Origin of the sequence: Leeia aquatica (genome assembly GCF_012641365.1) — a bacterium.
GTDB classification, from domain to species: Bacteria; Pseudomonadota; Gammaproteobacteria; order Burkholderiales; family Leeiaceae; genus Leeia; species Leeia aquatica.
On sequence record NZ_JABAIM010000005.1, the window covers coordinates 122,012 to 146,303 of the forward strand.

Consider the following 24,292-nt stretch of genomic DNA (forward strand, 5'->3'; position numbering starts at 1 on the left):
CCTGACCTGTTTTACTGGTTGATCTGTTCGACCAGATGGCAGGCAATCTGCCGATCTTCTACCTTGCGCAGTTGCGGCACTTCGCTGCTGCAACGGCTGTTGGCATAAGGGCAGCGTTTGTGGAAAGTGCAACCCGATGGCGGGTTGAGCGGCGATGGCAGTTCACCGGTGATCTTGATCTTGATTGTACGGTGTGCCGGGTCAATGGTCGGCGTGGAGGACAGCAGCGCCTTGGTGTACGGGTGCAGCGGGCGGCTGAAGATCTTTTCCTTGTCGCCGAACTCAACCGCGCTGCCCAAGTACATCACCATCAACTGGTCAGCGATATGCTCCACCACCGACAGGTTGTGCGAGATGAACACGTAGCCGACCTGGGTTTCATCCTGCAGATCCATGAACAAGTTGAGGATCTGTGCCTGGATCGACACATCCAGTGCGGAGGTCGGCTCATCGGCAACAATGATCTTCGGGTTCAGCATCATGGCGCGGGCGACGGCAATCCGCTGGCGCTGACCGCCAGAGAACATGTGCGGGTAGCGCTGCACGAATTCCGGGCGCAGGCCGACCTTCTTCATCATCGCCTGCACCTTCTCGCGCCGCTCGTCACGGCTGAGCTGGGTGTTGATGATCAGCGGCTCTTCCAGCATCTGGCCGACGGTCTTGCGTGGGTTCAGCGAGCCGTATGGGTTCTGGAACACCATCTGCACCTTGCTGCGCATCTCCTTCAGCGTCGCGGTATTGGCAGTGACAATGTCCACACCGTCAATCGCCAGCTCGCCACTGGTGGGCCGCTCGATCAGCGTCAGCGCACGGGCCAGGGTGGACTTGCCACAGCCAGACTCGCCGACCACCGCCAGCGTTTGGCCGGCACGCAGGTCGAACGACACACCGTTCAGCGCCTTGACCGTGGCGTGCGGCTTCATGAAACCACGCGACACATCGTAGTAACGGGTCAGGTTGCGCGAAGAGAGGATAATGGGTTGTGGCTTGCTCATGCCGGCACTCCTGGTTGGTCGGCACGCGTCTCGGCCAGATTCAGGGGGAAGAAACAGCGCGCTGCGCCACCGTTAACCGGGGTCAGCTTCGGACGTTCCTTACGGCAGCGATCGGTCGCAAACTTGCAGCGGGGAGACAACAAGCAACCTTGCGGACGGTCATACGCACCCGGCACCACACCCGGCAGGGTGGGCAGGCGAGCGGCGCCCTTGCTGTGCTCCGGAATGGAGTCTAGCAGCGCCTGGGTGTAGGGATGATGCGGCGCTTCAAAAATCGCCGGAACACCTGCAGTTTCCACCACCTGGCCCGCGTACATCACCGCCACACGTTGAGCGGTCTCCGCCACCACGGCCAGATCGTGTGTGATCAGGATCAGGCCCATATTGTTCTGCTTCTGCAGACGTACCAGCAACTCCAGCACCTGTGCCTGAATGGTCACGTCCAGCGCGGTGGTCGGTTCATCGGCAATCAGCAGCTTGGGATTACAGGCCAGCGCCATGGCAATCATCACCCGTTGCGCCATCCCGCCCGACAACTGGTGCGGATAGGCGGTCAGACGCGATGCCGGATCAGGGATCTCCACCAGCGACAGCAGCTCCAGCGCACGATCCTTCATGGCCGAGCGGCTGGCCGGCTGGTGTTCCTTCAGGGTTTCAATGATCTGGTGACCCACCGTGTAGCTCGGATTCAGGCTGGTGCCCGGATCCTGGAAGATCATCGAGATGTCCTTGCCGATGATCTTGCGGCGCTGACGCGGCGTCATCTTCAGCATGTCCTGGCCATCGAACATCAGCTTGTCCGCCGTAACCCGGCCCGGTGCATCAATCAGGCCCATCATGGCCAGCATGGTGACGCTCTTGCCCGAACCGGACTCGCCCACAATACCAACCAGCTCACCCGCATCCACCGACAGGTCCATGCCTGATACGGCGGCAAACGCTTTACCAACCGGTCCGAACTCGACCGACAGGTTTTTGATTTCCAGCAAACTCATGGATTCAGTCTCCGCTCAGGACAGGCGCTTCAGTTTCGGATCCAGCGCGTCGCGCAGGCCGTCACCCATCAGGTTGATCGCCAATACCGTAATCAGGATGGCCAGACCCGGCAGGGTCACCACCCAGCTGGCGGTTTCCATGTAATCACGGGCATTGGCCAGCATGGTGCCCCACTCCGGCGTCGGCGGCTGTGCGCCCAACCCCAGGAAGCCAAAGGCAGCCGCTTCCAGAATGGCATTGGAGAAGCCCATGGTAGCCGTCACGATGATCGGTGCCATGCAGTTCGGCAATACGGTATTGAACATCAGGCGCAAGATGCCCGCCCCCGCCACGCGAGAAGCAATGACGTAGTCTTTGGCCAGCTCAGCCATCACCGACGCGCGGGTCAGCCGCACGTAGCCCGGCAAGCCCACCACCGCAATGGCGATCATGGTGTTCACCAGCGAGGGCCCGAGGATGGCAATGATCACCAGCCCCAGCAGCAGGGAGGGCAGCGCCAGCATGATGTCGGTCAGCCGCATGATGGTGGTCCCCAGTGCACGCGGGAAGAAACCTGCCAGCAGGCCGAGAATCACTCCCGGAATCATGGACATCAGCACCGAGAACAGGCCGATCAGTAGCGACAGGCGAGCACCGGACAGCAGGCGGGACAACATGTCACGGCCGACATCGTCGGTACCCAGCAGGAACGTCGAATTGCCCCCCGCCCAGGAAGGCGGTTGCAGCATGGCTTCTCGATACTGCTCGATCGGGCTGTGGCTGACCAGCATGGGGCCGAACAAAGCGCACAGGATCATGAAGATGAAGACGAACAGCCCCGCCACGGCCCCCTTGTTCTGGGAAAAACTGCGCCAGAACTCTTTCAGTGGGTGCGGATACTGGGCTACGGGTTCCTCTGCGGCCACTGCCGCCAGGGTTTGATTTTGACTCATGCTAGTGTCTCACTCAGTGCATGCAGGGGCCACGCCTTAGCGGGCATGACGGATACGCGGGTTGACGACGCCATAGAGCAGGTCCACGATCAGGTTGACCAGAATCACCATGGTCGCTGTGATCAGGATACCGCCCTGCACCACCGGATAATCGCGGCGGCTGATGGCGTTGATCAGCCAGCTGCCCACGCCGGGCCAGGAAAAGATGGTTTCCGTCAGCACAGCACCCGCCAGCAAGGTGCCCACTTGCAGGCCAATCACGGTAATCACCGGAATCAACGCATTGCGCAGGGCGTGTACAAAGATCACCCGCATGGACGACAGGCCCTTGGCCCGAGCGGTACGCACATAGTCCTCACGCAGCACTTCCAGCATGGAAGAGCGGGTCATCCGGGCAATCACCGCTAGCGGAATGGTACCCAGCACCACCGTCGGCAGGATCAGGTGGGTCCATGCCGAGCGGAAGGCACCCGCATTGAGCTCCGGATCGGCAGATTCGGCCATCCAGCTGTCGATCAGCATGAAGCCGGTTTTCGGCACAATATCAAACTCCAGATCCATCCGGCCGGATACCGGCAGAGCTATCTCTGGCCACAAGGTCCGCATGTAATTGGAGAAGAACATGATCAGCAACAGGCCCCACCAGAAGATCGGCATGGAGAAGCCGGTCAGCGAGATGCCCATCACGCCATGATCAAAAATGGAGCCGCGTTTGATGGCGGCCAATACCCCAGCCAGGATACCAAACACCGCGGCGAACAGCAGCGCACAGACCGACAGCTCGACGGTGGCCGGGAACAGCTTGATGAATTCACCCCAGACAGGCTCGTGTGTTACCAGGGATTTGCCCAGATCCAGATGCAGTGCATGCTTCACATAGTTCAGATACTGCTCATACAGCGGCAGATCCAGCCCCAGGTTGTGCATGGCACGTTGATAAAACTCGGGATCCAGCTTGCGCTCGCCCACCATCAGCAATACCGGGTCGCCGGGTATCAGGTGAATCAGGGCAAAGGCGATGATGGTAATCCCGATAAAGGTAGGGATCACCAACAGCAAGCGGCGCAGAATGAACGAAAACATAGGGGTTCGCCTGTGGTTGGTGGGGGTGAACCATGCCTGACGGACACGGCTACCGGTTAACAGAAGTGCCTGACCTCATTCTAGGTAATTTTACGTAGAGGCGGGCGCGATAATACCCGCGCAAGGCGGCTTGTTCAAGCAAATCAACTGGTTGCAGTGCAACAAAAAACAGGGTTTGTGTTTTAGTGCAACAAAAAACAACTGTTCAATCGGTCAGATAGACTTTATAAAAATTGTGACTGCCAAACGGGCTTTGCACAAAGCCCCGAACCGACTTGCGCATGGCAATCGGCTGCATCGGGTATACAGTCGGTATCCAGGGCGCTTCTTCATGAAACAGTTGCTGCGCTGCTTCATACAGCCGCGCACGCTCCCGGATGTCCGAAGAGGCGCGAGCTCGGCTCAGTAACATGTCAAAATCCGGGTTGCACCAGCGCGAGCGATTCCCCCCGCTGGCGACAGCCGCGCAAGAGAGATTGGGCGTGAGGAAGTTATCAGGGTCGCCATTGTCACTGACCCAGCCAAACAAGGCCAGATCGTGCTCGCCACGCGCGGTTCGGCGCAATACCTCACCCCACTCCATCTGCACCACTTTGAGTTTGACGCCAATTTTGGCCCAGTCGGCCTGCAGCAGCTCGGCCGCTTTCTTGGCATCAATCAGGCCGCCCGTTCGCGCCAGCATCACCAGCTCCGTGCCGTCGTAGCCGGATGCTTTGACGAGCTTGCGGGCTTTGACCAGATCATAGGGGTAATCGGATGTCGTAGTACTATACGACCACATACCGGGCGGGATCGGGTTCCAGGCCGGTGTCGCATTGCCGCTCAGTACCGCCTTGATGTAGGCGGCCTTGTCCATGGCCATCCAGAGCGCCTGGCGGAAGCGCTTGTCCGACAGCCAGCGCCGGGAGGTATTGGGAGCCACATACATGGTCCACAGCGCCGGGATGCTGTTTACCTGAATCTCAGGGTGGCTGCGCAATTGCGGCAGGCTTTCCGGCTTGGGTTGAATGGCAATCTGGCACTCATTGGCCAGCAGGCGCTGGACCCGCACAGCATGGTCCGGCGTGATGGAAAAGTACAAATTTTCAATACGAGGTGCGCCGCGCCAGTAATCGGCGTGCGCCTGATAGCGGATGGTCGCATCCTTGTCATAGCGCTTGAACAGGAACGGACCGCTGCCAATCGGGTGGGTATTCAAGTCCTCCAAGCGGCCCGTCCGCAGCAGCTGATCGGCATATTCCTTGGACAGGATGGATGCAAAGCCCATCGCCAGATTGGCGATGAACGGTGACTCTGTACGCTGCAAGGTAAAGCGGACCACATAGGGGCCCTGCTTGTCGATGGATTTGATCAGCCCCGCCAGGCCCAGACTACTGGCAAAGGGATAGCCGGAAGGCGCCGAGGCATACCAGGGATGATTACGATCCAGCATGCGCTGGAAGGTGAACAGGACATCATCCGCATTCAGTGTTCGTGTTGGGGTGAAATACTCGGTGCGATGAAAACGCACGCCCTGACGCAGGTAAAAGGTGTAGCTCAACCCGTCGCGGGATACCTGGTAACGCTCCGCCAGACTGGGGATGACCCGTGTGGTACCGCGCTCAAAATCCAGCAGGCGGTCATACAGAGCCTCACTGGAGGCATCATTGGTGACGGTCGACTGGTAGCGCGCCATGTCGAAACCTTCCGGCGCATTCTCAGTGCATACCGTCAGGCTCTTGCTGGCACCCCACCCGGAAAGGGAGACACCACAAGCGATCGTCAAGGTAACCAGGAACCGGAACCGCACTGTTTGGCCACTCCACCAGGACGCTACAAACAAAAACCGCCGGGCAGCCAAAGCCACCCAGCGGTTTCACGGGTTACGGCATTACTTCAGGCTAACGCCCTTGAAGATCATGTCACCCAGCGGGCTTTGCACGAAGCCTTGCACGTTCTTGCGCATCGGCACATACACCACAGAGTGGGCGATGGTTTGCCACGGTGCTTCACGCTTGAATACGTCTTGAGCTTGCATGTAGTACTTGGTGCGTTCCTTGACATTGGTGGTCAGCTTGGCACGGCCCACCAGGTCAGAGAACTCGTTCTGGCACCAGCCAGCACGGTTATTGCCACCCGCGACGGCGTCGCAGGACAGCAACACGTACAGGAAGTTGTCCGGATCGCCATTGTCACCGGTCCAGCCCAGCAGCATGGTGTCATGCTCACCAGCCTTGGTACGCTTCAGGTATTCGCCCCATTCGTAGGTCACGATCTTGGCCTTGACGCCGATCTTTTCCCAGTCTGCCTGGATCAGTTCGGCCATCTTCTTGGCATCCGGGTTGTACGGACGCACCACCGGCATGGCCCACAGGGTGGTCTCAAAGCCATTCGGGAAACCGGCCTTGGCCAGCATGTCCTTGGCCTTGGCGGTGTCGTAGCCGTAGTCTTTGGTGCCCTTGTTATAGGACCACATGGTCGGCGGGATCGGATTCACAGCAGCGTTACCGATGCTGATGTCACCACTTTTGTACACCGCATCCAGAATGGCTTGCTTGTTGATGGCCATCGACAGGGCCAGGCGCACATCACGGTTGTCGAACGGCTTGTGGCGGGTGTTGTAAGCCAGGTAACCCACGTTCAGGCCAGCCTGGTTGGTCATCTTGATGTTCGGATCACCCTTCAGGCTGCTCAGTTCTTGCGGCTTCGGGGCAAAGGCCACCTGGCACTCATTGGCCTTCAGCTTCTGGGCGCGGACAGCGGAGTCCTTGGTGATGGCGAAAATCAGGTTGTCGATGGCTTGCTTGCCGCCCCAGTAAGTCGGGTTGGCGGCAAAGCGAATCTGCGCATCCTTTTCGTAGCGCTTGAACACAAAGGCACCGGTGCCGATCGGGGCGTTGTTCAGTTCGTTGGCCTTGCCTTCAGCCAGCAGCTTGTTGACGTATTCGGCGGAGATCACGGTGCCGGTCGGCGGCAGCGCGATGTCGGCCAGGAAGGTGGCAGACGGCTTGTTCAGCACGAAGCGCACGGTCAGCGGATCAACCTTTTCCACCGACTTGATGGTGGTGTCGAGGCCCATGTCGCCAAAGTACGGATATTCCGGAGCCGGGCTCACTGCCTTGTTGTACGGGTGGTCTTTCTTCAGCTGGCGTTCGAAGGTCAGCACCACGTCGTCGGCGTTGAAATCACGAGTCGGCTTGAAGTATTCGGTGGTGTGGAATTTCACACCCGGACGCAGCTTGAAGGTATAGGTCAGGCCGTCTGCCGACATTTCCCAGCTGGTAGCCAGTGCAGGAACCACTTTGGTGGTGCCGCGTTCGAACTCAACCAGACGGTTACCCACGGTGTGGGAGGAGGCATCAAAGGTGGTACCCGCGGTATAACGGGCCGAATCGAAACCTTCCGGGCTGCCTTCGGAGCAGTACACCAGGGTCTTGGCTGCCTGTGCGCCCATGGCGCTCAGCGCCAGTGCGACAACAGCGGCTACTTTCACAGTGCGAAGCTTCATCATGTAGATCGTCCTCTCTCAGAATACCTTGGCTTTTTGGTTTATATGAACCACCACGGCGACATACCGAACTGCAGCACATATGGCGCGCAAATTAGCATAGTCCAGCGTGCAGGTGAACAGGATTTTTTGCCCTCGCCAAACTTTTTCTTTAGCAATTTGACAAGAGCATGAACACTGTCCACCCGAACAGGTCGCCGCAACGACCCTGCAAGCCGCATTACAACTCGACTTGTGTACCCAGCTCCACCACCCGGTTGGTCGGAATGCGGAAAAAGTCTGTCGCCTTGGTCGCATTCTTCGACATCCAGGCAAACAGCTTCTCCCGCCAGATGGCCATACCCGGCACCTTGCTGGCAATCAGCGTTTCACGGGTCAGGAAGAAGGAGGTCTCCATCATCTCGAAAGCCAAGTTGTGCTGCTCGCCACTGATCTTGAGAATCTCATGGATATCCGGTTCTTCCTTGAAGCCGTAAATGGCTTCCACCTGCCAGAAATTATGGCCGAGGCTCTGCACCCGTAGCCGGTCAATATCCGGCACATAGGGAATATCCTCCGTGGTGATGGTCAGCAGCACGTTGCGCTCATGCAACACCTTGTTGTGCTTCAGGTTGTGCAGCAGAGCATGCGGTACCCCGGTCTTGCTGCCGGTCATGAACACGGCGGTTCCCTCCACCACATGCGGCGGATGGGCCCCGACACTCTCGACAAACATTTCCAGCGGCAGGCTGTCTTCGTTCAGGCGTTTGAACAGGATGCTGCGGCCACGTTTCCAGGTGGTCAGCAGGGTAAAGGTCACCGCACCAATCACCAGCGGGAACCAGCCGCCCTCCGGAATCTTGATGGCATTGGCCGAGAAGAAGGCGATGTCGACAATCAGCAGCAGCGCAATGCCGGTACTGATCAAGCCGATATGCCACTTCCAGATGCGGCGCATCACCACAAAGGTCAGGATGGTGGCCATCACCATTTCGGTGGTCACCGCAATACCGTAGGCTGCACCCAGATTGCTGGAGGAGCGATAGGTCAGCACCAGCAGCAACACGATGATCATCAACACCCAGTTGATGAAGGGGATGTAGATTTGACCAATTTCCCGTTCAGACGTGTGCAGGATGTCCAGCCGTGGGCAATAGCCCAGTTGCACCGCCTGCCTTGCCACCGAAAATGCGCCGGAGATGACAGCCTGCGACGCGATCACCGCCGAGCAGGTTGCCAGAATCACCATCATCCAGCGATACGACTCCGGCACCAGCAGGTAGAAGGGATTCTTCACCGCATCAGGATCCGCAATCAGCAGCGCCCCTTGCCCAAAGTAGTTCAGCACCAGCGAGGGCATCACAAAGCCAAACCACGCCGCCCGGATCGGGAAGCGGCCAAAGTGGCCCATATCGGCATACAGCGCCTCGGCACCGGTAATCGCCAGCACCACCGAGCCCATCACAAAGAAAGCTTGCACCTTGTGCGCCAGGATGAAGCTGAGCCCGTACCAAGGGTTAATCGCCTTCAGCACTTCCGGGTGATGCACGATCTGCGCCAGACCCAACACCGCCAGCGAGCCAAACCACAGCAGCATCACTGGCCCGAACAGCTTGCCGACGCTGGCCGTACCAAAGCGCTGAATGGCAAACAGCAGGAACAGGATCACCACTGAGGCAGGCACCACATAGTGCTCAAACTCATGATTGAGCAGCGTCAGGCCTTCTACCGCGGACAGTACTGACATGGCCGGGGTGATCATGCCATCGCCGAAAAACATCGACGCCCCAAAGATGCCCAGCACCATCAGGAACCAGCGGGTGGTCTTGCGCTCGGTACCACGCAGTGCCAGCGTCATCAGCGCAAGAATCCCGCCCTCGCCATTGTTGTCGGCGCGCATGATGAACACCACATACTTGATGGACACAACGATCATCAGTGCCCAGAAGATCAGTGACAGCACACCGTAAATGCTGTCTGCCGTGAACGGAATCGCATGCGGCCCGCCAAAGCATTCTTTCAAGGTATACAAGGGGCTGGTGCCGATATCGCCATACACCACGCCGATTGCGCCCACAATCAGTCCGGCAGCTTTCTGCGGACTGGTGGCTGAGGACGAACTCATTTGGGAGGAACTCCAGAATTTGGAGTAAGCATGCTAACAGTTTGCACTGCAGCACGAAAGCTCAGCCCCGTGGATGATGCTCGCTGTGCAGGGCTTTCAGTCGCGCGCGCGCGACATGGGTGTAAATCTGGGTGGTGGAAATATCGGCATGCCCCAGCAGCAGCTGCACCACGCGCAGGTCGGCACCATGGTTGAGCAGGTGAGTGGCAAACGCATGGCGCAGGGTATGCGGGGAAATCGTGCGTGAACTTCCCGCAGCGACAACGCCCCCCACCAGCAGATAGCGCTTGATCAACTGCCAGAACATCTGCCGTGTCATCGCCTCGCCCCGGCGGGTAACAAACAGGGCTTCACTCTGGCGCCCTTGCAGCAGCTCAGCACGTGCTTGCCGCAAATAGCGCTGCAGCCAGTCCAGCGCCACATCCCCCAGCGGCACCAGCCGCTCCTTGTTGCCCTTGCCAAACAAACGTACAAAGCCCGCGGTCAGCTCAGTCTGGGCCAGCGTCAACTCGGTCAACTCGGTGACCCGCAGCCCCGTTGCGTACAGGGTCTCCAGCATTGCACGGTCGCGCAGCCCCAGCGGGGTCGCCACATCAGGGGCCTGCAGCAAGGCTACGACCTCCGCCTCAGACAGGGTGCTGGGCAACGGTCGCGGAGCGGCTTTCATCTCCAGTGCCACGCTCGGGTCTTGCAGCACGGCAGACTCACGCAGCAGATATTGATAGCAACGCTTGATGGACGACAGTGCACGCCGCACGCTGCTGGCCTTGCTGTGCTGCAAGCGCTCACCAAGGTACGTCCCCAACTGGCTGGCATCGGCCTGACGCAAGCCTAGCCCTTGCGACGCCAGCCACACCATCAGTTGCTGCAGATCCAGCTGATACGCCGCAATGGTCTGCCGTGACAGACCATCCTCCAGCCAGATGGCATCCAGAAAACGCGCCAGCCACTGCTGGCTGTCGGCATCAACCGAAGAGGCTGGCTTGTCGGGATTCATGTTGCAGTAGCCATTGCTTGATGGACAGGGGGCCCTCCTGCCTGCCCTGCATGAAGCCCCCCAGTCCATGCTGCCCCACCACCCGGTGGCAAGGAATCAGCAAGGGAATCGGATTACGCCCGCAGGCATTGCCCACCGCCTGGGCGCTGGAACCCAGCACGGCCGCGCCCTCGCCATAGCGGGCGGGCTGCCCGGCCGGTAACTGGCACAACCATTGCCATACCTTGCGATCATGCTCGGTACCCTCCGGTTGCAAGGGTAGCGTGAAACAGAACTGGCCTTGCGCCCGATATTGCAGCAGCTGCTGCCAGACCGTATTGGCCAGTACAGTCGCACCCTCCTCGCCGGAATGCACCGGCAAAAAGGCGGCTTCCAGCACGGCATCGGTGCTACAGCGTACGCCTAGCGAGAAATCCGGAAAGGGGAAGCGCAGGGTCCACATGCTCACTTCTTGCGCGGCTTGGCGGGGGATAACGGCTTGTTTGCCGCAGCCACCGTCTCCGCAGCAGGCGCCGCCTCCAGCGCTTGCGCTTCGGTCACCGCACCCAGCCGATACAAGGCCTGCCGTGCCAACAGGCTGGCTTCCTGCCGGGCTGCTCCACTCGAACCCTGCCGGGCGGCCAGGGCGTGCGCAGCTGCTTCCGTCCACAAGCCCAGCCCCAAGGCGGACCTGGCACGCTGCAGCTCGCGTTGCGCCCCCACTTCCGTGCCCGCGTTACGCGCCAGCGCCTGCCACAGTGCAGCCAGTTCGCCCGGTTTGGCTTTTTCTGTCCACAGCGGCAGTGCGGTCAACCATTCATCCGTGGCACCTGGTTTGGCCCATGCCAGCAAGCGCTTGCGCGCCTCATCCCGGGCACCAATCGCCAGCAGGTCACGCTGGCGTGCCAGCTGCGCCGGGGCGGGCAAGTCATCGGCCAGCCCCTGCCACCATTTGGCGGCCAACAGCGCGTCGCCACCTTCGCGGCCTTGCGGCCCCATACCCAGCTGCATCGCCAGCGCCTGCCGTTGCGCCGCGGATAGCTGCGCCGACCATTCAGCCTGACCCTGAGGCAGCAATTGCGGCAACAGTTGCCATTGTGCTACCGGCTGGTTAGACAATTGTGCCAACAGCGCCTGTGCCGCCTGCGCACGGCGCTCCGGGGTACTGGCTTCACGGTTCTGGTATGCCAGCAGCGGGATGGCCTGCCATTGCTGTTCGGCGGGCAGCTTGGTCTGCAAAGCCCACCAAGCGTCATCGTCACCGGTCAGCAATTGCGCCTGATTACCGATGCGCTCGCCCTGCCGGGCCCATTGCGCCAATAGCGCCGAGGCCTCCACGCCCGTCGGCAGCCGGGCTTGCGACAACAGCACGCGTCCGATCTCGACTTGCAGGCGGGCATGATTCAGATCGGCCGACACCCGATGCAGCAGCTGCAGTTCCTCGGCTTGCCACGTCATGCCGGGATTTGCCAGCTGCTTGAGCAGCCAGGCCACCAGCACCGCTTCATTGGCCTGACCACTGCGCCAGGCCAGTACCTGCGCAGGCAGGCTGTCTGCCGGGAGCGGCAGAGCCTTCACGGCAGCAAGGTCGGGCTGGCTTTGCAGCAAGGCCTGCACCGCCAGTTGGCGCAACAATCCCTCGGGCAAGCGCAGCCCCAGTCCACCGGCTCGCCCCGCTTCGCGCAAGGCATCGTCCAGTTGATTGTCGCGCAGCAGGCTCTCCAGCAAGGCGGCTGAAGCTTGCGCCCGCATCTCGGGGGACAGGGTATGTTCAGCCGCCAGCAGTGGCGCCAGATATTGTCGTGCGGCGGTCAGCTGCCCTTGCTTCAGCGCTTGCTGCGCCACCCACAGATTGGCCGCCGGCCACAACAGGGGCGCGCCGGGTGTCAGATGCTGCTGCAGGGCAGGCAGTTGCTGCTGTTGCAGCAGCGCTTGCAGGCGGAAGGTTTCGCGCGTACTCCAGGCCGGATCAGTGAGCTCCACGGCGGGTTGCTGATCCAGCCAGTACAATACCGCCGTCGCCTGCCCCTCCTTCAGCCACTGCGCCAAAGGCATATTGTCTGCCAGCGCCTGCCCGGTTAACCATACCCCGGCACACAGGCCGATCCACCATGTCTTGCTTTGCATCACGCCTCAGTCCATCCACAACAGAATCCTGGCGGCATGTTGCTTGGCCCGCCCCGCAAGAGCAAGAGCCATCACGCACTTTTTACATGTTTATTCGCAAAAAAAAACGCGGAGCTTGCGCTCCGCGTTTTCCGGATCAGGGGATGCACAGGCATCCCGAAGTCCTGACTTACTCTGCAGCCGGGGCAGCCACGGCAGCAACCTTGCGTGCCGGCAGCTTTTCCTTGATGCGGGCCGACTTGCCGGAACGCTCGCGCAGGTAGTACAGCTTGGCGCGGCGCACGTCACCACGGCGCTTCACTTCAATGGCAGCCACTTGCGGCGAGTACAGCTGGAAAGTACGTTCCACGCCTTCGCCGGAAGAAATCTTGCGCACGATGAAGGAGCTGTTCAGACCACGGTTACGCTTGGCGATCACCACGCCTTCGTAAGCCTGCAGACGTTCACGGTTACCTTCCTTCACCTTCACTTGCACCACCACGGTGTCGCCCGGGGCGAATGCCGGAATGGTTTTGCCCAGGCGGGCGATTTCTTCTTGTTCCAGAATCTGGATCAGGTTCATGATGCTATTCCTGTTGCTTGGTGTCTTGTTCCTGCGGCGGACAACCCGGGGCACCCGCATCTTGGCGAGTGGCCTGCCGCGTTTCCTCCTGAAACGCAGCCAGCAGACGAGACTCCTCTTTCGACAGCGGGCGTTGTTGCAGCAGATCCGGCCTTCGCAGCCAGGTGCGCCCCAACGCCTGTTTCAACCGCCAGCGGTTGATCTCTTTGTGGTGACCGGACAGCAAGACGCCGGGCACCGCCATACCTTCATACACTTCCGGCCGCGTGTAATGCGGACAATCCAGCAAGCCGGAAACAAACGAATCTTCTTCTGCCGACGCGGCATCATTCAGCACGCCCGGCAGCAGCCGGATCAGCGCGTCCATCAGCACCATCGCCGGCAGCTCACCGCCAGACAGTACATAATCGCCAATCGACAGCTCTTCATCTACCTGGCGTTCGATCAGGCGCTCATCCACACCCTCATAACGCCCGGCCAGCAAAATCAAACCTTCACGCTGGCGCAAATTCTGTACTGCAGCGTGATCCAGCCGCCGCCCCTGCGGCGACAGGTACACCACATGCGGCTGCGCCACACCAGCGGCCTGCTGTGCAGCGCGCGCGGCAGCCAGCGTTTTTTCCAGTGGCTCCGGCAGCATCACCATGCCCGGCCCGCCCCCGTACGGACGATCATCCACCGTACGGTAGGCATTGCTGGTGTAATCCCGTGGATTCCAGCATTGTAGGCTGCACGCCCCAATGCGGAAGCCTCGTGCGCTGACCCCCACATCAGTCAACGCCTTGAACATCTCCGGAAACAAGGTCACCACATCAAAGCGCATGACCCTGCCCCCGCACCAAGCGCTTAATAGTCGCGCTCCCAGTCCACCGTAATCTGCCGGTCAGCCAAGCTGACTGCATGCACAATCTGCCGCACAAACGGAATCAGCCGCTGCGGCTCACCTTGCAGCACCAGCAAATCATTGCCGGCAGACTCCAGCAAGTGGTCCACCACACCCAGCGCCTCGCCACGCAGGTTCACCACCGACATGCCAACCAGATCAGACCAGTAATACTCGTCCTCTTCCGGCACCGGCAGCTCGCTGCGAGGCACAGCCACCGTCAGGTTGCGCAACAGGGCGGCCTGATCGCGGTCATCACAGCCCACGAACTTGGCAACCAGCCCCTTGCCGTGCAGCTTGGCGGTTTCCAGCTGATAGGGTCGCCAGACCTTGCCGTTACCCAGATGCCACTGCTCGTAATCGAACAGGCTGTCCGGATATTCGGTATCGGCATAGACATGCACCCAGCCAAGCACCCCAAAAGGCGCGCCGACCTTGGCCATGGGCACGAGGTCGGCGTCGGGTACTGCGACAGGCGTGTCAGCGCGTTGCAAGGTGCTCACCCGCAGCTGGCCTGTACAGACTTACTTGGTGCGCTTGACCAGCTTGGCAACCGAGTCGGACACTTGAGCGCCAACACCGATCCAGTAGGCCAGACGATCCTGAGCCAGACGCAGGCCTTCCTCGCCCTCGGCAGCCACCGGGTTGTAGAAACCGATGCGCTCGACGAAGCGGCCATCACGACGGTTGCGGGAGTCCGTTACCACCACGTTGTAGAACGGACGGTTCTTTGCACCGCCACGAGCCAGACGAATTACGACCATGATTCTCTACCTGAATAGTAAAATGGGTGTTATGCCAAAGAGGGCAGATTTTACGCGCACATTCAACTGTTTGGCAAGTCTTTGCACATATCAGCCCTAGCCACCTCACCAAGCTGTTGCAAGACCGCCAAACACCGCCGTCCGCACCGGCTCAGCGCATGCCGGGGAACATGCCCTTCATGCCGCGCATCAGCTTGCCGATACCGCCCTTGCTGAATTGCTTCATCATTTTTTGTGTGGTTTCAAACTGGTTCAGCAGGCGGTTGACCTCCTGCACCGACACACCCGCCCCCGCCGCGATGCGGCGCTTGCGCGAAGCCTTGATCAGCTCGGGCTTGCTGCGCTCTTGCCGTGTCATCGAATTGATGATGCCTTCAATGCGGTTGATGGCCTTCTCGTCCGCGCCGGCTGGCAGCTGCCCGCCCAGCTGCCCCGTCAACTGCGCGGGCAGTTTGTCCATCAGCCCGCTGATGCCGCCCATCTTGCGCATCTGCACGATCTGCATCTTGAAGTCTTCCAGGTCAAAGCCCTTGCCGGACTTGACCTTGGCCATCATCTTCTTGGCCTCTTCCTGATCGACCGACTTCTGCGCCTCTTCGATCAGGCTCAGCACATCGCCCATGCCGAGCACACGGGACGCCATCCGCTCCGGATGGAAAGGCTCCAGCCCGCCCACTTTTTCAGCCACGCCGACAAACTTGATCGGCTTGCCGGTAATCTGCCGCACGGACAAGGCTGCACCACCACGAGCATCACCATCCAGCTTGGTCAGCACCACGCCGGTCAGCGGCAGCGCCTCACTGAAGGCGCGGGCAGTATTGACCGCATCCTGCCCCTGCATGGCATCCACCACAAACAGGGTCTCGATCGGATTCAAGGCGGCGTGCAGCGCCTTGATTTCCTGCATCATGGCCTCGTCAATGGCCAGGCGACCTGCCGTATCCACCAGCAACACATCAAACAGATGGCGGCGGGCATGCTCCAGTGCAGCACGGGCAATGGCCACTGGCTCATCCTGGTCAGACGAAGGGAACCACTCCACCCCCACCTGCTCGGCCAGCAGGCGTAGCTGCTCAATGGCCGCCGGGCGGTACACGTCACAGCTGACCACCAGCACTTTTTTCTTGTGCTGCTCGCGCACGTACTTGGCCAGCTTGCCCACGGTGGTGGTCTTGCCCGCCCCCTGCAGACCAGCCATCAATACGATGGCCGGGGGTTGTGAGGCAAAGTTGAGGTCGACATTGGCCTCACCCATCAGCCGCGTCAGCTCCTGATGGACCACACCGATCACGGCCTGGCCCGGGCTCAGGCTGCCAATCACCTCCTGCCCCATGGCCCTTTCCTTGACCTGGGCGATGAAGGTCTTCACCACCGGCAAGGCCACATCGGCCTCCAGCAGTGCCATGCGCACTTCACGCATCGCATCGCTGATATTGGATTCAGTCAGCCGCGCTTCACCGCGCAGCGTTTTCATGATGGTCGACAAACGACCGGTCAGATTATCAAGCATGGCGTCACATTACTCACCGGTTTGACCGGCGGAAGGTTCAGGAAAGCAAAGGTGTGCCCTGTTGCACACCCGCAAGCAGTGCAAGTGATGATAGACTGCCATTCTGTCGATTTTACCCGACTCACACGCGGCTTACATGTTTTCCTTTGTCATAGCCCTGATTTACCTGATGCTGGCCTGGCACTTTCAGCGCACCCGCTGGGCCGGGCGCTCGCCTTTGCTGCCGATCCAGGCCGAGCCTTACGTGCTCGGTGTCGCCCTGCTGGCCCATGCTGCGGTCTTGGGGCTGGCGGTAGTGACCCCACTGGGCGTCAACCTGGGCATTGGTAACGCCACCTCCATGCTGGCCTGCCTGATCTTGCTCATGGTGTATTGCAGCGCACACTGGCAAAACCTCTCCGGTCTCTATCCCTTGCTGCTGCCACTGGCCGCACTCGGCACCGGGCTGCAGGCCATCCTGCCAGCCCAGCACTTGCTGGTGGATGCCAGCCAGCCCTGGTTCAAGCTGCACCTGTTGCTGGCGCTGATGGCTTACAGCCTGCTATCCGTGGCCACGTTGCTGGCACTGTTCATGACGGTGGTGGAGTACAACCTGCACCATGTACAGAACCATCGCAGCCTGCAGCAACTTCCACCGCTACTGGGACTGGAGCGATTGCTGTTCAATACTATCCTGGTGGGGTTCCTGCTGCTGACTGCAGCGCTGATCTCTGGCGCGCTGTTCTCTCACAGCCGTCTTGGTGCCTGGTTCCTTCCCAATCACAAGAATATTTTCTCGCTGATCTCCTGGCTGGCCTTTGGTGGCCTGCTACTGGGCCACCACACCCTGGGCTGGCGCGGACGTCTGGCCACACGCTTGACCCTGCTGGGCTCCGTCTTCCTGTTGCTGGCCTATGTCGGCAGCAAGTTTGTGCTGGAAGTGGTGTTGCGGCGCTGACGATCCAGCCCTGAGGCCCTGCTTTGGACGACATTCCCTCCTACCGCCTGCTGTGGCTCACCTTGGGCTTGCTGGCCGGTTGCGGCCTGCTGGCGGCAGCAGAATTCAGCCTGCTTTCTGTCAACCGACTGTTGCTGCGCCAGCATGTCCAGAACAAGCACTGGGGGGCTAGACTGGCCCTGCGTCTGCTGCAGCAACCCGAGCAGCTGCTGGCGACCCTCCTGCTATGCCGCATTGCGCTGTATCTGAGCCTGGCCGGTTTCGCCACCTTGTGGGCAGTCGATCATTTTACCGAGCTGGCCTTGCCCGCCATGCTGTTGACCTGGGCGTGCTGCCTGCTGGCCATCGTGGCCGTCAGCGAGCTGGCACCACGACTGGCGGCATTGCTGCCCGCACCGGCCCTGGCCTACGCCTGCAGCTATCTGCTGTATGTGCTGCGGGTCATCTGCCTGCCGCTGAGCCAGGGCTTGCAATGGAGTATCCGGCAATTGCTGCGGCCACTGGCCCATGCCCGCCCGCAGGATGACCATGATGCCCTGCGACTGCTGCTCGGCGAGTCGCCGCACTTGTTTCAGGCGCAGCACCGCACCCTGCTGCTGAACCTGCTGGACCTGTCCTCCCGCACGGTGGATGACATCATGACGCCGCGCCAGCACATGGAGCGATTTGACCTGTCGCAGCCTGCCGGACAAGGCTGGCATCACCTCGCCATGGCCCGGCACACCCTGCTGCCAGCCTATCAGGGGGACGACGAGCAGATCAGCGGCATCCTGCACGCCCGCAAAGCCCTCTCCCTGCGCCAGCGGGATGACAGCCCCTTGGCCACCCTGCAGCCACTGATTCGCCCTCCCCTGTTCATCCCCTCCGGCACCCCCTTGCTGACGCAGCTACGGGAATTCCAGCGGCAGCGGCAGCGCATGGGGCTGGTCGTGGACGAATATGGGGAGATTCAAGGCCTGCTGACTTTGACCGATATACTGGGCGAGGTGCTCGGTGAACTCCCCTCGGAGGGCCGCAATCAGGCAGGCTGGCAAGCGGCTGAGTCGGGCTCGGTACTGGCCGATGGCGCCTGCCTGCTGCGCGACCTGCAGCAACAGTGCGGGCTGCCTTTACCGCTGGATGGTCCGAAAACCTTGAATGGCCTGATTTTGCAGCAACTGGAAGGACTGCCCGAAGTGGGGACCTGCCTGCGCCTGGGCGAGGTCATCATCGAGGTCATCAGCATGCAGGAACGGGGCGTCAAGCGGGCCCGCCTGAGCCACAGAGTGTCGCAGGCAAGCAACACTTGAAGGTTTTGCTGGGCAGCCCAGCAATAATTCCATTATCATTGCGCCGCTCCCGGCCTGCTCTAACGCCGGAAATTGCGCTAAAGTTAAAGACGAATTGTTAGCGAAAGCGATACCGTGGCAATCTCTCCCAACATGCTGCCTGGCCTGGCCCGGGCCCTGATCCAGCAGAACCTGCTGAGCGAAGCCGATGCGCTCACCCTGCAGGAGCAAGCCCAGCAAGGCGGGATTGGCTTTGTACAGCAGCTGGTGCAAAGCAAGAAGATGCCCGCTCGCAAGGTCGCCGAATTTGCGGCCAATACCTTCTGCTTCCCGCTGCTCGACTTGTCCAGCTTCAACCTGGACTATCTGCCCAAGAACCTGCTCGACCAGAAACTGATGATGTCACGCCGGGCGGTGCCGCTGTACAAGCGCGGCAACACGGTGTTCATCGGCATTGCGGACCCGACCAATAATGACGCGCTGGACGAGATCAAGTTCAAGCTCGGCTCAACCATCGAAGCCGTGGTGGTCGAGGACGACAAGCTGGGCAAGCTGATTGACGCCCAGATCGAGGCCAGCGGTGCCAACCTGAAAAACCTGATGCTCGACGACTCGGACCTGCAGTTGTCCGCGGGCGAGGAAAAGCAGGAAGAGGCCGATGGCGGTGCGGACATTGATGATGCACCTGTCGTCCGCTACATCCAGAAGATCCTGATGGACGCCATCAATGGCGGCGCCTCGGATATTCACTTTGAGCCTTACGAGAAGTTCTACCGTATTCGCTACCGTACCGATGGTGTCCTGCATGAGGTCGCACAGCCCCCGCTCGCCATCAAGGAAAAAATTGCCTCCCGCATCAAGGTGATTTCCAAGTTGAACATCGCCGAGAAGCGGGTGCCGCAAGATGGCCGCATGAAGCTGGTGCTGTCCAAGAGCCGCGCCATCGACTTCCGGGTGTCCACCCTGCCGACCCTGCATGGCGAAAAGATCGTGATGCGTATTCTCGACCCCAGCAGCGCCACGCTGGGCATCGACGCGCTGGGCTATGAGCCGGAGCAGAAGGAAAGCTTGATGAATGCCATCAAGCGACCTTACGGCATGGTGCTGGTCACCGGACCCACCGGTTCCGGCAAGACGGTGTCGCTCTACACCTGCCTGAACATCCTCAACGAGCCTGGCATCAATATTGCCACCGCTGAAGACCCGGCTGAAATCAACCTGGCCGGGATTAACCAGGTAAACGTCAATGACGCAGCGGGTCTGACCTTTTCCGCCGCGCTGAAATCCTTCCTGCGGCAGGATCCAGACATCATCATGGTGGGTGAAATCCGGGACCTGGAAACCGCAGATATTGCCATCAAGGCCGCGCAGACCGGTCACATGGTTTTCTCTACCCTGCACACCAATGATGCGCCTACCACGCTGACGCGCCTGATGAACATGGGCGTGGCCCCGTTCAATATTGCCAGCTCGGTGATTTTGATCACGGCGCAACGGCTGGCTCGTCGCCTGTGCAGCGCCTGCAAGAAGCCGATTGACCTTCCGCCCGCCGCCTTGTTGCGTGCCGGTTTCACCGAGGATGACCTGGACGGCAGCTGGAAGCCCTACCAGCATGTGGGCTGCGATGCCTGCAAAGGCTCCGGCTACAAAGGCCGCCTGGGGATCTATCAGGTGATGCCGATCAGTGAAGAAATGCAGCGTATCATCATGTCTAACGGCAACGCCATCGACATTGCCGATCAGGCGAAGCGCGAAGGGGTTCGTGACCTGCGACAATCCGGCTTGCTGAAAGTCCGCCAAGGGCTAACCTCGCTGGAAGAGATCGAAGCCGTTACCAACGAATGAACCATTACGGATAACCGCCATGGCCACCGCAACCGCAGTCAAGAAAACCGCCGGCAAGTCCGGCCCCCAGGAAGCCCTGTTTCTGTGGGAAGCCAAAGACAAAAGCGGCAAGACCGTCAAGGGCGAAATGCGCGCGGCTACCCGCGAGGCCATCGCCTCCCAGCTGCGCAAGCAGGGGCTAAAACCTGCCGTGATCAAGAAGGCCCGCCGCTCACGCGGCAAGCGGATCTCGGAAAAGGACATCACCCTGTTCACCCGCCAGCTGGCCACCATGATGAAATCCGGTGTGCCGCTGCTGCAAGCTTTTGACATTGTGGGCAAAGGGCATGGTAACCCGTCGGTAGCCAAGCTGCTGATGGACATCAAGTCGGATGTGGAGACCGGTAGCAGCCTGTCGCAAGCCTTCCGCAAGTATCCGCTTTACTTCGACAACCTGTTCTGCAATCTGGTCGAGGCCGGCGAACAGGCTGGTATTCTGGATACCCTGCTGGACCGTCTGGCCATCTACAAGGAAAAGATCCTGGAAGTGAAGGGCAAGATCAAGTCTGCCCTGTTCTATCCGGTATCCATCATTGTGGTGGCTTTCGTCATCACGGCCGTGATCATGATTTTCGTGATTCCCGCGTTCAAGGAGCTGTTCACCAGCTTTGGTGCGGACCTGCCAGCACCGACTCTGTTCGTGATGGCGCTATCGGATGCCTTTGTCGAGTGGTGGTGGGCCATCTTTGGTGGCATCTTTGGCGGCCTGTATGCCTTCTTCTACATGTGGAAACGCTCCCGCACCATGCAGATGCGCATGGACAAGCTGATGTTGCAGCTGCCGGTGTTTGGCGATGTGATCCGCAAAGCCACGCTGGCGCGCTGGTCGCGTACCTTGGGCACTATGTTTGCTGCCGGTGTCCCGCTGGTGGAGTCACTGGACTCGGTGGGGGGCGCTTCCGGCAACCAGGTCTATGTCGAAGCCACCAAAAAGATTCAGGCCGAAGTCAGCATGGGTACCAGCCTGACCATCGCCATGCAGAACAGCAAGGTGTTCCCCAATATGGTGCTGCAGATGACGGCCATTGGTGAGGAATCCGGCTCGCTGGACTCCATGCTGGCCAAGGTGGCCGACTTCTACGAAGAGGAAGTAGACCGTGCCGTAGAGGCCCTCTCCAGCCTGATGGAACCGATGATCATGGTGGTACTGGGTACCCTGATCGGCGGCATGGTGGTGGCCATGTACCTGCCCATCTTCAAGATCGGCCAGGTCGTCTGATGCAGGAACTGTTCGGTAGCATGCCGCTCGCGGTATGGGTGGCGATTGCGGGCGGGTTTGGTTTGCTGGTGGGCAGCTTTCTCAACGTGGTCATCCACCGTCTGCCGAAGATGCTGGAAACCGGCTGGCTGAGCGATGCCCGTGACATCCTGGGTCAGCTGGGCGAGGACGGCGGCCCCCATGCGGCCGCATACCAGCAGGCCTCCAAGGTGGTGGGTAGCACCCTCAGCCCGCAGCGCTATAACCTGGTGGTGCCGCGCTCAGCCTGCCCGCACTGCGGTCATGCCATCAGCGCGCTGGAAAACATCCCCTTGCTGAGCTATGCCTTGCAAGGCGGCAAGTGCAAGGGTTGCCAGGCGCGCATTTCGCCACGCTATCCGCTGGTGGAGCTGCTCAGCGGGCTGGCTGCGGCCAGCTGCATGGCACAGTTTGGCGGCCATGACCTCTGGCTAGCACTGGCGCTCTATGGGCTGTGTGCCATCCTGCTGGCCTTGACCTTCATTGATCTGGACACCATGTACTTGCCGGACGACCTCACCCTGCCGCTGGTGTGGGTCGGCGTATTGCTGGCGTGGGCCGGTCACGGTCTGGTCGCCCTGCCACAAGCCGTGCTGGGTGCAGTCGCTGGTTACCTGCTGCTGTGGAGCGTGTACTGGCTGTTCAAGCTGACCACCGGCAAGGAAGGCATGGGTTATGGCGACTTCAAGCTGCTGGCCGCGCTGGGTGCCTGGCTTGGCTGGCAAGCCCTGCCGCAGATCATCGTTATCGCCTCTGCCGTTGGCGCGGTAGTGGGCATCCTGATGATCGTGCTGGGCAAGCACGCCTGGCAGAAGAAACTGCCATTTGGCCCCTATCTGGCAATGGGTGGGGTCATTACCCTGTTTGCCGGCAACCTGATCCTGCACTAGGCATGCACCGTCCCTGGGTCCTGGGCCTGACCGGCGGCATCGGCTCCGGAAAGTCTGCCGCGGCGGACATCCTGCAGCAGTGGGGTGCCACCGTGGTGGATACCGATCAGCTCGCCCATCAGCTCACCGCACCGCAAGGCGCGGCCATGCCCGCCCTGATCCAGGCTTTCGGCACAGCCATTGCTGCAGCGGATGGCAGCATGGATCGTACAGTGATGCGAGAGCGGGTGTTTCATGACCCCACAGCCCGTCAGCAGCTGGAGGCCATCCTGCACCCGATGATCCAGCACAGCGCCGAAGATGCCGTGCAACAGGCTCAGGGGGTGTATGTGGTGTTGGTGGTACCCCTGCTGTTTGAAACCGGCCATTACACGCAGCGGGTGCACCGAACGCTGGTGGTAGACTGTCCGGAAGACCTCCAGATTGCACGGGTAATGCAGCGTAGTCAGCTGGATGCGGACATGGTTCGCCGCATCATGGCGCAGCAATGGAATCGTCAGCAACGCCTGACCGCTGCCGACGATGTAGTCGATAATCAGGGCAGTTTGGACGAGCTGCAGGCGCAATTATGGCCTTTGCATCAGGCTTACCTTGAAAAAACCCGCCTATGGCGCGCCAATACAGGCTTTGCATGATGAAGCGGTTTGTATATTTGGGCTTGTTGGTGCAGAATGTGGCAAACCTTACTCCTGCCAGGCCATCGTGATCCAGTACGAGTTCCCATTGAGCGAACGCATCCGCAGCTTGCTGCGGCTGGAAGACCTGTACGAGCGCTTTGAGCACTTTTCCGCCAAGACAGCGGGATTTGAACACCACTTTGCCTTGCAGACCCTTTTCGAGATCATCGAAATTGGCGCGCGGGCAGATTTGAAGTCTGATCTGCTGCAAGAGCTGGAACGCCAGCGCACCACGCTGGAAGCCTTGCGCAGCAATCCACAGATTTCAGAAGATGCGCTGGACCGCATCCTGCAGGAGATCGAGCAGACCAGTGCCCGCTTGCTGGAAGTCACCGGCAAGTTTGGCCAGCACATCCGCGAGAACGAGTGGCTGATGGGCATCAAGCAGCGCATGAGCATCCCGGGTGGGGTCTGCGAGTTTGACATCCCGTCCTATCACTTCTGGCTGAACCACGAAGCCATGGTGCGCCAGTATGATCTCGTTGCCTGGATGAAGCCGCTGCTACCGATTCGCGATGGCGTTGCCATCGTGCTGCGCCTCTTGCGAGACTCCGGCAAAACCCATCAGTACGTTGCCCGCAACGGCATGTTTCAGCAGATGTCCGGTGGCAAACTGGTGCAGCTGCTTCGCGTCGACATGCCGGACGAGCTGATTGGCGTACCCGAGCTCTCCGCCAACAAATATGCCATCAATATCCGCTTCACCAGCCCGGGCGGCGAAGTACGCCCGAAAACGCTGGATTGCGATGTGACGTTCACCCTGACCTACTGCAACCTGTAATGCCTTCCCGTACGATCCGGCAGGTTCCCTGCCCCAGCTGTGGCACCCTCACCCCGTTTTCGCCGGATAACCGCTGGCGTCCCTTCTGCAGCGAGCGCTGCAAGCTGATTGATCTTGGCCAATGGGCCACGGAACAATACCGAGTTGCCGCAGAAGATCAGGATGAAACCGGCGCAGAGCATCTGAACTAGGCTGCGCC

The 24,292-nt window shown here is 60.3% G+C and carries 23 protein-coding genes; 8 read left to right on the plus strand and 15 right to left on the minus strand.

The annotated features are described in order from the left end of the window. Positions 1–11 precede the first annotated feature (11 nt). The 15 genes from HF682_RS17100 to ffh all read right to left on the minus strand — a co-directional run bounded on the left by HF682_RS17100 (position 12) and on the right by ffh (position 16,419). The gene (locus tag HF682_RS17100; RefSeq protein ID WP_168878557.1) at positions 12–995 is read right to left on the minus strand and encodes a peptide ABC transporter ATP-binding protein; all 984 of its coding nucleotides are present in this window, start codon (positions 993–995) and stop codon (positions 12–14) included. Beyond that, the gene (locus tag HF682_RS17105; protein WP_168878558.1) at positions 992–1,990 is read right to left on the minus strand and encodes an ABC transporter ATP-binding protein; all 999 of its coding nucleotides are present in this window, start codon (positions 1,988–1,990) and stop codon (positions 992–994) included. The genes HF682_RS17100 and HF682_RS17105 overlap by 4 nt, the downstream gene beginning before the upstream one ends. 15 nt (positions 1,991–2,005) lie before the next feature. Beyond that, positions 2,006–2,923: an ABC transporter permease subunit gene (locus HF682_RS17110; protein ID WP_168878559.1), complete on the minus strand. Its 918-nt coding sequence runs from the start codon at positions 2,921–2,923 to the stop codon at positions 2,006–2,008. Positions 2,924–2,959: 36 nt separating this feature from the next. Then, positions 2,960–4,006 carry an ABC transporter permease subunit gene (locus HF682_RS17115; RefSeq protein ID WP_168878560.1) on the minus strand — a complete coding sequence of 349 codons (1,047 nt, stop codon included), beginning with the start codon at positions 4,004–4,006 and terminating at the stop codon, positions 2,960–2,962. Positions 4,007–4,211: 205 nt separating this feature from the next. Further along, the gene (locus HF682_RS17120; RefSeq protein WP_168878561.1) at positions 4,212–5,681 is read right to left on the minus strand and encodes an ABC transporter substrate-binding protein; all 1,470 of its coding nucleotides are present in this window, start codon (positions 5,679–5,681) and stop codon (positions 4,212–4,214) included. Positions 5,682–5,876: 195 nt separating this feature from the next. Further along, positions 5,877–7,496, minus strand: a complete 1,620-nt coding sequence (locus HF682_RS17125) for an ABC transporter substrate-binding protein (RefSeq protein ID WP_373282899.1) — start codon at positions 7,494–7,496, stop codon at positions 5,877–5,879. A gap of 217 nt (positions 7,497–7,713) precedes the next feature. Next, entirely contained in the window at positions 7,714–9,597 is a 1,884-nt protein-coding gene (locus tag HF682_RS17130) for a potassium transporter Kup (protein WP_168878562.1), read from the minus strand. A gap of 61 nt (positions 9,598–9,658) precedes the next feature. Next, positions 9,659–10,594 carry a site-specific tyrosine recombinase XerD gene (xerD, locus tag HF682_RS17135; RefSeq protein ID WP_168878563.1) on the minus strand — a complete coding sequence of 312 codons (936 nt, stop codon included), beginning with the start codon at positions 10,592–10,594 and terminating at the stop codon, positions 9,659–9,661. Then, positions 10,563–11,036, minus strand: a complete 474-nt coding sequence (locus tag HF682_RS17140) for a methylated-DNA--[protein]-cysteine S-methyltransferase (protein WP_168878564.1) — start codon at positions 11,034–11,036, stop codon at positions 10,563–10,565. The genes xerD and HF682_RS17140 overlap by 32 nt, the downstream gene beginning before the upstream one ends. 2 nt (positions 11,037–11,038) lie before the next feature. Next, on the minus strand, positions 11,039–12,700 hold the full coding sequence (locus tag HF682_RS17145) for a hypothetical protein (RefSeq protein ID WP_168878565.1): 1,662 nt from the start codon (positions 12,698–12,700) through the stop codon (positions 11,039–11,041). A 169-nt stretch (positions 12,701–12,869) separates the two neighbouring features. Continuing rightward, positions 12,870–13,262, minus strand: a complete 393-nt coding sequence (gene rplS, locus HF682_RS17150; protein WP_168878566.1) for a 50S ribosomal protein L19 — start codon at positions 13,260–13,262, stop codon at positions 12,870–12,872. A gap of 4 nt (positions 13,263–13,266) precedes the next feature. Then, positions 13,267–14,085: a tRNA (guanosine(37)-N1)-methyltransferase TrmD gene (gene trmD, locus HF682_RS17155; RefSeq protein WP_168878567.1), complete on the minus strand. Its 819-nt coding sequence runs from the start codon at positions 14,083–14,085 to the stop codon at positions 13,267–13,269. A gap of 23 nt (positions 14,086–14,108) precedes the next feature. Next, complete coding sequence (gene rimM / locus HF682_RS17160) at positions 14,109–14,639, minus strand: ribosome maturation factor RimM (protein WP_240947329.1); 531 nt, start codon at positions 14,637–14,639, stop codon at positions 14,109–14,111. 30 nt (positions 14,640–14,669) lie between these two features. Continuing rightward, the gene (gene rpsP / locus HF682_RS17165; protein WP_168878568.1) at positions 14,670–14,909 is read right to left on the minus strand and encodes a 30S ribosomal protein S16; all 240 of its coding nucleotides are present in this window, start codon (positions 14,907–14,909) and stop codon (positions 14,670–14,672) included. A gap of 151 nt (positions 14,910–15,060) precedes the next feature. Beyond that, complete coding sequence (ffh, locus tag HF682_RS17170) at positions 15,061–16,419, minus strand: signal recognition particle protein (RefSeq protein WP_168878569.1); 1,359 nt, start codon at positions 16,417–16,419, stop codon at positions 15,061–15,063. 136 nt (positions 16,420–16,555) lie between these two features. Here ffh and HF682_RS17175 point away from each other — a divergent pair, with 136 nt between their 5' ends. The 8 genes from HF682_RS17175 to HF682_RS17210 all read left to right on the plus strand — a co-directional run bounded on the left by HF682_RS17175 (position 16,556) and on the right by HF682_RS17210 (position 24,284). After that, a complete protein-coding gene (locus tag HF682_RS17175; protein WP_168878570.1) occupies positions 16,556–17,356 on the plus strand; it encodes a cytochrome C assembly family protein in 801 nt (266 codons plus the stop codon). A 23-nt stretch (positions 17,357–17,379) separates the two neighbouring features. Beyond that, positions 17,380–18,645 (plus strand): CNNM domain-containing protein, encoded by a 1,266-nt coding sequence (locus HF682_RS17180; protein WP_168878571.1) that lies wholly within the window; start codon positions 17,380–17,382, stop codon positions 18,643–18,645. Between the two features lie 132 nt (positions 18,646–18,777). Then, complete coding sequence (pilB, locus tag HF682_RS17185; protein WP_168878638.1) at positions 18,778–20,469, plus strand: type IV-A pilus assembly ATPase PilB; 1,692 nt, start codon at positions 18,778–18,780, stop codon at positions 20,467–20,469. Between the two features lie 19 nt (positions 20,470–20,488). Then, positions 20,489–21,727: a type II secretion system F family protein gene (locus tag HF682_RS17190; RefSeq protein WP_168878572.1), complete on the plus strand. Its 1,239-nt coding sequence runs from the start codon at positions 20,489–20,491 to the stop codon at positions 21,725–21,727. After that, positions 21,727–22,635: a prepilin peptidase gene (locus HF682_RS17195; protein ID WP_168878573.1), complete on the plus strand. Its 909-nt coding sequence runs from the start codon at positions 21,727–21,729 to the stop codon at positions 22,633–22,635. The genes HF682_RS17190 and HF682_RS17195 overlap by 1 nt, the downstream gene beginning before the upstream one ends. Before the next feature lie 2 nt (positions 22,636–22,637). Continuing rightward, the gene (gene coaE / locus HF682_RS17200; protein ID WP_168878574.1) at positions 22,638–23,270 is read left to right on the plus strand and encodes a dephospho-CoA kinase; all 633 of its coding nucleotides are present in this window, start codon (positions 22,638–22,640) and stop codon (positions 23,268–23,270) included. Positions 23,271–23,337: 67 nt separating this feature from the next. Continuing rightward, positions 23,338–24,093 (plus strand): cell division protein ZapD, encoded by a 756-nt coding sequence (gene zapD / locus HF682_RS17205; RefSeq protein ID WP_168878639.1) that lies wholly within the window; start codon positions 23,338–23,340, stop codon positions 24,091–24,093. After that, entirely contained in the window at positions 24,093–24,284 is a 192-nt protein-coding gene (locus HF682_RS17210) for a DNA gyrase inhibitor YacG (RefSeq protein ID WP_168878575.1), read from the plus strand. Before zapD ends, HF682_RS17210 begins: the two co-directional genes overlap by 1 nt. The last annotated feature ends 8 nt before the right edge of the window (positions 24,285–24,292 follow it).

What these genes read in the sequence shown, in the direction of transcription:
- HF682_RS17210 (WP_168878575.1), top strand. Translation starts at nt 24,093, where the DNA reads ATGCCTTCCCGTACGATCCGGCAGGTTCCCTGCCCCAGCTGTGGCACC.
- HF682_RS17175 (WP_168878570.1), top strand. Translation starts at nt 16,556, where the DNA reads ATGTTTTCCTTTGTCATAGCCCTGATTTACCTGATGCTGGCCTGGCAC.
- ffh (WP_168878569.1), bottom strand. Translation starts at nt 16,419, where the DNA reads ATGCTTGATAATCTGACCGGTCGTTTGTCGACCATCATGAAAACGCTG.
- xerD (WP_168878563.1), bottom strand. Translation starts at nt 10,594, where the DNA reads ATGAATCCCGACAAGCCAGCCTCTTCGGTTGATGCCGACAGCCAGCAG.
- HF682_RS17140 (WP_168878564.1), bottom strand. Translation starts at nt 11,036, where the DNA reads ATGTGGACCCTGCGCTTCCCCTTTCCGGATTTCTCGCTAGGCGTACGC.
- HF682_RS17115 (WP_168878560.1), bottom strand. Translation starts at nt 4,006, where the DNA reads ATGTTTTCGTTCATTCTGCGCCGCTTGCTGTTGGTGATCCCTACCTTT.
- pilB (WP_168878638.1), top strand. Translation starts at nt 18,778, where the DNA reads ATGCTGCCTGGCCTGGCCCGGGCCCTGATCCAGCAGAACCTGCTGAGC.
- HF682_RS17195 (WP_168878573.1), top strand. Translation starts at nt 21,727, where the DNA reads ATGCAGGAACTGTTCGGTAGCATGCCGCTCGCGGTATGGGTGGCGATT.
- coaE (WP_168878574.1), top strand. Translation starts at nt 22,638, where the DNA reads ATGCACCGTCCCTGGGTCCTGGGCCTGACCGGCGGCATCGGCTCCGGA.
- HF682_RS17105 (WP_168878558.1), bottom strand. Translation starts at nt 1,990, where the DNA reads ATGAGTTTGCTGGAAATCAAAAACCTGTCGGTCGAGTTCGGACCGGTT.
- HF682_RS17120 (WP_168878561.1), bottom strand. Translation starts at nt 5,681, where the DNA reads ATGGCGCGCTACCAGTCGACCGTCACCAATGATGCCTCCAGTGAGGCT.
- HF682_RS17130 (WP_168878562.1), bottom strand. Translation starts at nt 9,597, where the DNA reads ATGAGTTCGTCCTCAGCCACCAGTCCGCAGAAAGCTGCCGGACTGATT.
- HF682_RS17190 (WP_168878572.1), top strand. Translation starts at nt 20,489, where the DNA reads ATGGCCACCGCAACCGCAGTCAAGAAAACCGCCGGCAAGTCCGGCCCC.
- HF682_RS17125 (WP_373282899.1), bottom strand. Translation starts at nt 7,496, where the DNA reads ATGATGAAGCTTCGCACTGTGAAAGTAGCCGCTGTTGTCGCACTGGCG.
- trmD (WP_168878567.1), bottom strand. Translation starts at nt 14,085, where the DNA reads ATGCGCTTTGATGTGGTGACCTTGTTTCCGGAGATGTTCAAGGCGTTG.
- rplS (WP_168878566.1), bottom strand. Translation starts at nt 13,262, where the DNA reads ATGAACCTGATCCAGATTCTGGAACAAGAAGAAATCGCCCGCCTGGGC.
- HF682_RS17100 (WP_168878557.1), bottom strand. Translation starts at nt 995, where the DNA reads ATGAGCAAGCCACAACCCATTATCCTCTCTTCGCGCAACCTGACCCGT.
- rpsP (WP_168878568.1), bottom strand. Translation starts at nt 14,909, where the DNA reads ATGGTCGTAATTCGTCTGGCTCGTGGCGGTGCAAAGAACCGTCCGTTC.
- HF682_RS17145 (WP_168878565.1), bottom strand. Translation starts at nt 12,700, where the DNA reads ATGCAAAGCAAGACATGGTGGATCGGCCTGTGTGCCGGGGTATGGTTA.
- HF682_RS17110 (WP_168878559.1), bottom strand. Translation starts at nt 2,923, where the DNA reads ATGAGTCAAAATCAAACCCTGGCGGCAGTGGCCGCAGAGGAACCCGTA.